This window comes from Bradyrhizobium sp. P2_E8, from assembly GCF_056403875.1.
The window spans coordinates 1-7740 of record NZ_JBFUES010000284.1 but is presented as its reverse complement, the minus strand read 5'-3'; the positions used below and the strand labels follow the sequence as shown (position 1 = coordinate 7740).

The following is a 7740-nucleotide window of genomic DNA, read 5'->3' as shown; positions in this document are numbered from 1 at the left end:
CGATCGGGGAATCACTTTCCCGATACCATCTCCTCGACCTCGCGCAGCTGCTCCTTGCCAAAAAACATCTCGTTGCCGACGAAGAAGGTCGGCGAGCCGAACGCGCCGCGCGCGACCGCCTCCTCGGTGTTCTTGATCAGCTTGCCCTTCACCTCGGGCTCCTGGGCGCGCGCGAACAGCTTTTGCGCATCGAGGCCGGAGGACGCCAGTGCCTTCGCCGCGATTTCAGGGTCGTCCATCTTCTTCGGCTCGCGCCACATGTGGTGGAAGGCGGCCTCGACATATGTCTCGAACACGCCCTCGAGCTGCGCCGCGATCGCGGTGCGCATCAGGTTCAGCGTGTTGACGGGGAAGTGCGGGTTGAAGACGTAAGGCTGGATCTTGAATCGCTTGATGAAGCGTTCGGTCTCGACCGCCTGGAATTCGCGCTTGTTCTTGACGCCGGCGAGCGTCTCGGCCGGCGACCTGTTGTTGGTCGACTTGAAGATGCCGCCGAGCAGGATCGGCACATATTCGAATTTGACGCCGATGCGCTGCTCGATCGCCGGGATCGCCAGGTGGCTGAGATAGGCGTTCGGGCTGCCGAAATCGAACAGGAACTGCGGGGCGGTGCGGGTCAAATCGTTCTCCCTGACCTGACTTTTGATCTGGCTTTTCATCCATTGTGGCGCAGCGCGCGCCACGGGTCCACCGTTTAATGATGGTCATAATACCTTGATGATCCGGTCAGATCAGACGACGGATCGCCCGCTGGCGCCACACCAGGAGGTAATAGCCCATCTGCAAAATGAACATGGCGCAGAACACGATCGGATAGGCGGCCCATACGCCCTTCAGGCCAATCGTGCGGCTCAGGATGACCGCAGCCGGCAGCTCGATCGCGAGAATCGCGAAGATCGAGAGCAGCATCGGCGTCAGCGCCACGCCGGCGGCGCGCATGGCTCCGGAAAACACCGTTGCCAGGCCGAACGGCACCGAGCTCCACAAGGCGATGGTGAGCAACTCCTTCGCCAGATCGAGCACGGCGCCGTCGGTGATGAAGATGCCGAGCACGGCGCGTGGTGCGAGATAGATCAGCGCCACGAGGCCGCCGGTCAGGACGAGGTTGAACGCGAGACCGGTACGCACGATGCCGTCGAGCCGGGCCCTGTCGCCGCCGCCGACGGCCTGCGCGCCGAGGATCGAGACCGCGACGAGATCGACATCGCCGTGAACTGCGTATAGCCCATCACCTGGTTGACGGCGCCATAGGCGGCGGTGGCGTCGGAGCCAAAGCCGTTGACGAGCCCGAGCAGCACGAGCTCCGCGATCGCCATCACCACCATGCCGATCGCGCTCGGCAGTCCGATGCCGAGAATCTTGCCGAGCACGGATCCGTTGAGCCGCAGATGACGCAGCAGCGCGGCATCAGGAGCAAGCGCATGCTGCTTTCGCCGCAGATAGGCGGCCAGCGCAATCAGCGTTAGCGCGTTGGCGATCGCGGCCGCCCATGCCGGGCTCGCGATGCCGGCCGCCGGCAATCCGAACGCGCCGCGGATCAGCATCGGCGTCAGGATCAGGCCGATCGCGGTCGACAACGCCAGCGCCAGCAGAGGCGTGAGCCCATCGCCGACACCGCGGATCATCGCCGTCATCAGCAGGAAGACGAAGCCGAGCGGCATCGTCAGCAGCATGATGCGCGCATAAGCGCTGGCCTGGTCGAGAATGTCCGCGGGCGTCGCGAGCGCCATCATCAATGGCCGGCTGAACAGGCCGCCAACCAGTGCAATCGAGATCGAGAGCAGCAGGCCGACCGCGAGCGTCGCGCCGACAACGATTTTGATCCGGCCATGTTCACCGGCGCCGAACGCCTGCCCGATCAGCACGGTGGCGCCGGTGCTCAGGCCCATGACGAAGGCGAACAGGAAGAACATCACCGGGAAGAACGCCGAGACCGCCGCGAGTGCGTCGACGCCGATCATCTGGCCGAGATAGACGTTGCTGACGGTGCCGAACAACGATTGCAGTGCGTTGCTCAGCATCAGGGGCGCGAGGAAGCGCAGGAATGTCGTCCAAAGCGGCGTGGCGGCGGACATGGATTGGCCTTTCATCAGGGCGTGCGAAGCCGTTGCCGCGCGAGGCGCGGCTTCGGCCGTCGATGGGGTTGAGAGAAAGCGCCGCGCGGTTTACGCGCGGTCGCTGTAGGCGAGCTTGACGATGTGGTCGCGGATATCAGTCGGCCAGTCCGCGATCAGCCCGGTGAAGCGCCGCCGGTCATCCGCGAACAATGCCCGTGAGGCTTCCTCGAACTGCGGCAGGTTGCCCGCCATGGTCGACATGAAGTGATAGGCCGCATCGCGCGCCTGCCGCTCGCGGTCCTTGTCGCCGCTGGCACGCCTTGCCTCGTCGACGAGTTTGCGCAGCGCGACCGAGGCGCCGCCCGGCTGCGCGTTGAGCCACTCCCAGTGCCGCGGAAGCAGCGTCACCTCGCGCGCGACCACGCCGAGCTTCGGCCGGCCGCGCCCGCGCGGCTCGGCCGGCGGTGCGGTCTCCTCCACCGGGGGCGGGACGAGCTTCGTCACCCGCGCCAGCACCTCGCGGTCCCCGCCGCGCAGATCGAAGTCGATCGATCGGCCCGTCGAGTCCTCGAAGATAATGATGGGCTCGTCCGGCGGCGGCGCGATCCGCTTGACGACCAGCGCGACCTCTCCTGCCGGCCCGGACGCCAGGCGGCGCTGGCCCTGGAAAGCTGTGAAAGTTCTTTGCATTGGAATCATTGCCATAATTGGTGACGTTGGCCTTTTAATACCCGGGTAAATTACCCACGTCAATATACCCGGGTGAAAATATCCGTCCGGATGGCTCGACATTGCGTTCCCGGGCTGGCACGAACGCGGCCAACCGACCACGCCTAGCCTGGGGACCCCACCGATGCTGACCGTCCATCACCTCAACAACTCCCGCTCGCAGCGCGTGCTGTGGCTGCTCGAGGAGTTGGGCGTGCCTTACGAGATCGTGCGCTATCAGCGCCAGCCGGACATGCGCGCGCCGAAGGAGCTGCGCGCCATCCATCCGCTCGGCAAGTCGCCCGTCATCACCGACAACGGCAACACCATCGCGGAATCCGGTGCGATCATCGAATATCTCATCGCCACCTACGGCAACGGCCGGCTGATCCCGCCGCCGAACACGCCCGAGCGCCTGCGCTTCACCTACTGGCTGCACTACGCGGAAGGCTCGGCGATGCAGCCACTGCTGCTGAAGCTGCTGTTCACGCTGATGCCGAAGCGTGCGCCGGCGCTGCTTCGTCCGCTGGTGCGCAAGGTCTCGAACCAGGCGCTCACCGCGCTGGTCAATCCGCAGCTCAAGCAGCACATGGATTACTGGGAAGGCGAGCTTGCCAAGAGCGAGTGGTTCGCCGGCAACGAGTTCACCGCAGCCGACATCCAGATGAGCTTCCCGCTCGAAGCCGCGCAAGCGCGCGGCGGGCTGGAGCAGGGCCATCCCAAGGCGATGGCATTTCTGGAGCGCATCCATGCGCGGCCGGCCTACGCCAGGGCGCTGGAAAAAGGCGGGCCGTACCAGGTGGGGCGGTAAGCCACTCTGCCGTCATTCCGGGGCGGTGCGCAGCACCGAACCCGGAATCTCGCGCCACAATCTCGAGATCCCCAGGTGCGCAATTGCGCACCATAGTTCGGCTCCTCGAGCCGCCCCGGCATGACGCCGAGCAGTCAGTCCGCGTGCAGCACGCGACCGCGCGTCTCCGGCAGCGCAAACGCGGCGATGAAGAACAGCGCGTAGGCCACCACCGCAAACATCGCGATCGCGTTCGCAAGCGACGTCGTCGCCGACAGCGCACCGACGAGGAACGGAAACAGCGCGCCGATGCCGCGGCCGAAATTGTAGCAGAAGCCCTGGCCGGAGCCGCGCAGCCGCGTCGGATAGAGCTCGGTGAGAAACGCGCCGATGCCGGAGAAATAGCCGGAGGCGAAGAAGCCGAGCGGGAAACCGAGCACCCACAGGATCTCGTTGGTCAGCGGCAGCTGCGTGTAGAGCAGCACCACGGCCATCGCGCCGATCGAGAAGATCAGGAACAGATTGCGCCTGCCGATGCGGTCCGCGAGCCAGGCGCCGACGAGGTAGCCGATGAAGGAGCCGATGATCAGCGTCGAGAGATAGCCGGTCGAGCCGACGATCGACAGGTGCCGCTCCTTGGTCAGGAACTGCGGCACCCAGAAGGTGACGGCGTAGTAGCCGCCCTGGCAACCCGTCGCCATCAGCGAGGCCAGGATCGTGGTCTTCAGGATCGGGCCGGAGAAGATTTCCCAGAGCGCCGGGCGATCGCCACTCGCGGCCTGCTTGGCGCGGGCCTCGGCGGCGATCTCGGGTTCGGTGACGGAGCGGCGGATGTAGAACACCAGCAGCGCCGGCAGCGCGCCGATCACGAACATCCAGCGCCATGCCGTCTCGGCCGGCAAGACCGAGAACAGGATCGCCTGCGACAGCACGGCGAGACCCCAGCCGACCGCCCAGCCCGATTGCACCGAGCCGACCGCGCGCCCGCGATATTGCGGCCGGATCGCCTCGCCCATCAGCACGGCGCCCGCCGCCCACTCGCCGCCGAAGCCGAGGCCGAGCACGGCGCGTGCAATCAGGAGCTGGTCGAAATTCTGCACGACGGCGCAGACCAGCGAGAAGAACGAGAACCAGATGATGGTGATCTGGAGCGTCCTGACCCGTCCGATATGGTCGGAGAGGTAGCCGCCAAGCCAGCCGCCGATCGCAGAGGCCAGCAGCGTCACCGTGCCGGCGAGACCTGCCGAGGCCGCGTCGACCTTCCACAGCGCGATGATGGTGCCGATCACCAGCGGATAGATCATGAAGTCCATGCCGTCGAGCGCCCAGCCCGCCGCGCAGGCCCAGAACGTCCGCCGCTCCGGCGCGTTCATGTCGCGATAGAAGGCGAGAAGGCTGGTATCCTCGATCTCGGCGCGTTCGATGCGCTGGTTCGGATCAGCTGTGGTCATGTGCGTTTCCCCGGCAGTTTCTGAAGCTGCGCGGTGGTAGCACGCGTGGCAGCGGGCGCAAGGTCTCGAACCAGGCGCTGACCGCGCTGGTCAATCCACAGCTCAAGCAGCACATGGATTACTGGGAAGGCCGCTTGCGAAGAGCGAGTGGTTCGCCGGCAACGAGTTCACCGCGGCCGACATCCAGATGAGCTTCCCGCTCGAAGCCGCGCAAGGGCGGGCTGGAGCAGGGCCATCGCAAGGCGATGGCGTTCCTCAAGCGCATCCACGCGCGTCCCGCCTATCAAGGCGCCCTGAAAAAGGGCGGGCCGTACGAGCTGGCGCGGTAGACCGTCATTCCGGRACACGCGAAGCGTGAACCCGGAATCCCGAGTTCTTGGGTTCGATGCTGCGCATCGCCCCGGAATGACGGCCTAGTTCACGGCCGCGATCACCTCCTTGATCAACCGCGCCACGCCGCGGATGTCGCCGCTCGGATCGACGGAATCGCCGAGGCGGACGACGACCATACGCTGCGAGGGGATGATGAAGACGCGCTGGCCGAGATCGCCTGACGCAAAGAAGGCATCGCGTGGAATGCCCGCCTGCACGCGGCCTTTTGCGTGCGGGTGCTCGCTGCGGTTGGTCCAGAAGCCGGCTGCGTAATCCGTGTCGAGCGTGGCGGCCGCGCAAGAATCCACCCAGTCCTCGTGCAAAATGCGCTTTCCGCCGACCACGCCGTCGTTGAGATAGAGCAGGCCGAAACGCGCCCAGTCGCGCGCRCTCGCCAGCATGTAGGTCGTGCCTTGAATGGTGCCGGTGCCGTCGAGCTCCAGCGTGACGTGACGCATGCCGAGCGGGTTGAACAATTCGCGCCAGGCAAAGGCCAGGCTTTGCTCGGGCCCGCCGGTGCCGTCGCGCACGATGCGCGCCAGGATCTGCGTGGTCCCGCTCGAATAGCGCCAGCGCTGGCCGACGGGTGCCACGAGGGCTGCCTGCACAGCGAATCCCGCCATGTCGTCGGGCAGATACATCATCCGGCTCGACGGATCGAAGCCGCTGTTGGTCTCATCGAGGTCGAGTCYCGTCGTCATCCGCATGAGATGCTCGACCTCGATCTCGCGACGCGGATCGGACGGGTTGCGCCATTCCGGCACCGGCGCCGGATRGGACGGGCTCAAAAGGCCATGCTGGGTCATGGTGCCGATCAGCGCGTTGATCACGGATTTCGTCATGGAGAAGCCGAGCAGCGGGGTATCGACGCCGATGCCGGGTGCATAGCGTTCGGCGATCACGCGGCCGTCGCGCACCACGACAATCGCCTTGGTGCGCCGGAACGGCGGGCTGGCCGGCTCCTCGAAGGCATGATCGAGCGCCGCCTTCAACGCGGGATCGCCAGGCGCGACCACGGCATCGTCGGCGATGTCGGGCAGCAGCGGTGGCGCCTTCGGCGTCTTCGCCGCGACGAGGTCGATTTTCGGCAGATAGGGCGTGGTCGTCCCATGCTGCAGCACGCAACCAAAGCCGTCGCGAAAGATCGCGTGGCTGCGAAAGCCTCCGAGCACGGTGACGTCGGCCGCCTTCGCTGCGTGATCGAGATCAAGCCGCATCAGCGGGCGCAGGCGGCGTATGCCGTCGCGCTCGGTCGTCTCCGCGAACACGGCCTGCGGGTCGAGGCCGGAGACGAAGGTCTTGCTGCAAACGTTGTGCGCGACGAAGCCGGTCGCGACCCGGATCGCGTCGCCCGGCCGGTAGATGAAGCTGAGCGCGACGGCTGTCAGCAGCGCCAGCGCAACGAGCGCGGCGGAGATACGAAAGAAAAGTTTCATGGAAGCTCGTCGTGAAATCGGAGGCTGCGTCGATATCACGCCGTAGCCTGTCTCAAAAGCTCAGCGCCCGGCTCAGGTTGCTATTGTCCCGCCGCCTCCGCGCCGCGCGTGCGCGGATCGGGTGCGCCGAGGGGGCCGTTCGATGTCACCGCGATCGAATTGGCGGAGGTCTGTCCCATCGGCTCGACGATGAGATGGTCCATCGCCTTCAGCGCGAACAGGACATCCTCAGGAAAACCGCGCTCGACGCGTACCTCGTCCGGCAGCCATTGATGGTGCAGCCGCGGTGCGGCAACGGCGGCGGCCACATCCATTTTGTAATCGAGCACATTCACGATCACCTGGAGCACGGTGGAGATGATCCGGCTGCCGCCGGGCGAGCCCGTCACCAGCACAGGCTTGCCGTCCTTCAGCACGATGGTCGGCGACATCGACGACAGCGGCCGCTTGCCGGGCCCAGGCAAATTGGCCTCGAAGCCGACGAGGCCATAGGCGTTGGAAGCGCCGACCGCCGCGGTGAAATCATCGAGCTCGTTGTTGAGCAGCACGCCGGTGCCATCAGCGACGAGGCCGACGCCATAGCTGAAGTTCAGCGTATAAGTGTTGCTGACGGCGTTGCCGCGGCTATCGACGACGGAGAAATGCGTGGTGTTGCTGCCCTCGCGCGGTGAGGTGGCGGCAGACACGAGCTCCTTCGACGGCGTGGCGCGATCGGCGGAGATACCGGCGCGCAGCTTGGCGGCGTAGTCCTTTGCCGTGAGGGTCTCGATCGGTGCGTTGACGAAGGCGGGATCGCCGAGATAGCGCGCGCGGTCCGCATAGGCGCGCTTCATGGCCTCGATCAGGAGATGCAGCGACGCCGGCGAGCCCTGCTTCAACTCCGCGAGCTGAAAGCCTTCGAGGATGTTGAGCGTCTCCACCAGCAC

The 7740-nt window shown here is 65.8% G+C and carries 6 protein-coding genes and 2 pseudogenes; 2 read left to right on the top strand and 6 right to left on the bottom strand.

All coding sequences use genetic code 11. The features are described from left to right. Nucleotides 1–11: 11 nt before the first annotated feature. From AC1D00_RS17425 to AC1D00_RS17415, 3 genes and pseudogenes are all read right to left on the bottom strand, one after another. Nucleotides 12–620, bottom strand: coding sequence for a 2-hydroxychromene-2-carboxylate isomerase (locus AC1D00_RS17425; RefSeq protein ID WP_477011514.1), 609 nt, complete (start codon nucleotides 618–620; stop codon nucleotides 12–14). 106 nt (nucleotides 621–726) lie between these two features. Continuing rightward, nucleotides 727–2075: pseudogene (locus tag AC1D00_RS17420) on the bottom strand (MATE family efflux transporter). A gap of 90 nt (nucleotides 2076–2165) precedes the next feature. Beyond that, nucleotides 2166–2762, bottom strand: a complete 597-nt coding sequence (locus AC1D00_RS17415) for a DUF2239 family protein (RefSeq protein WP_135178604.1) — start codon at nucleotides 2760–2762, stop codon at nucleotides 2166–2168. A 148-nt stretch (nucleotides 2763–2910) separates the two neighbouring features. Here AC1D00_RS17415 and AC1D00_RS17410 point away from each other — a divergent pair, with 148 nt between their 5' ends. After that, nucleotides 2911–3576 (top strand): glutathione S-transferase family protein, encoded by a 666-nt coding sequence (locus AC1D00_RS17410; protein WP_135178603.1) that lies wholly within the window; start codon nucleotides 2911–2913, stop codon nucleotides 3574–3576. A 134-nt stretch (nucleotides 3577–3710) separates the two neighbouring features. Here the strand turns inward: AC1D00_RS17410 and AC1D00_RS17405 are convergent, their stop codons facing one another. Next, nucleotides 3711–5006 carry an MFS transporter gene (locus tag AC1D00_RS17405; RefSeq protein ID WP_404551686.1) on the bottom strand — a complete coding sequence of 432 codons (1296 nt, stop codon included), beginning with the start codon at nucleotides 5004–5006 and terminating at the stop codon, nucleotides 3711–3713. Between the two features lie 56 nt (nucleotides 5007–5062). Here AC1D00_RS17405 and AC1D00_RS17400 point away from each other — a divergent pair. After that, nucleotides 5063–5335: pseudogene (locus AC1D00_RS17400) on the top strand (glutathione binding-like protein); the annotation flags it as partial. A gap of 84 nt (nucleotides 5336–5419) precedes the next feature. On the opposite strand, the gene AC1D00_RS17395 reads toward AC1D00_RS17400, so the two are convergent. Both AC1D00_RS17395 and AC1D00_RS17390 read right to left on the bottom strand, forming a co-directional pair. Further along, a complete protein-coding gene (locus AC1D00_RS17395; protein ID WP_477011513.1) occupies nucleotides 5420–6814 on the bottom strand; it encodes a serine hydrolase domain-containing protein in 1395 nt (464 codons plus the stop codon). Between the two features lie 80 nt (nucleotides 6815–6894). Beyond that, nucleotides 6895–7740 (bottom strand): gamma-glutamyltransferase family protein (locus AC1D00_RS17390; RefSeq protein WP_477011512.1); only part of this gene is annotated, 846 nt, incomplete at its 5' end.

What these genes read in the sequence shown, in the direction of transcription:
- AC1D00_RS17405 (WP_404551686.1), bottom strand. Translation starts at nt 5,006, where the DNA reads ATGACCACAGCTGATCCGAACCAGCGCATCGAACGCGCCGAGATCGAG.
- AC1D00_RS17410 (WP_135178603.1), top strand. Translation starts at nt 2,911, where the DNA reads ATGCTGACCGTCCATCACCTCAACAACTCCCGCTCGCAGCGCGTGCTG.
- AC1D00_RS17415 (WP_135178604.1), bottom strand. Translation starts at nt 2,762, where the DNA reads ATGGCAATGATTCCAATGCAAAGAACTTTCACAGCTTTCCAGGGCCAG.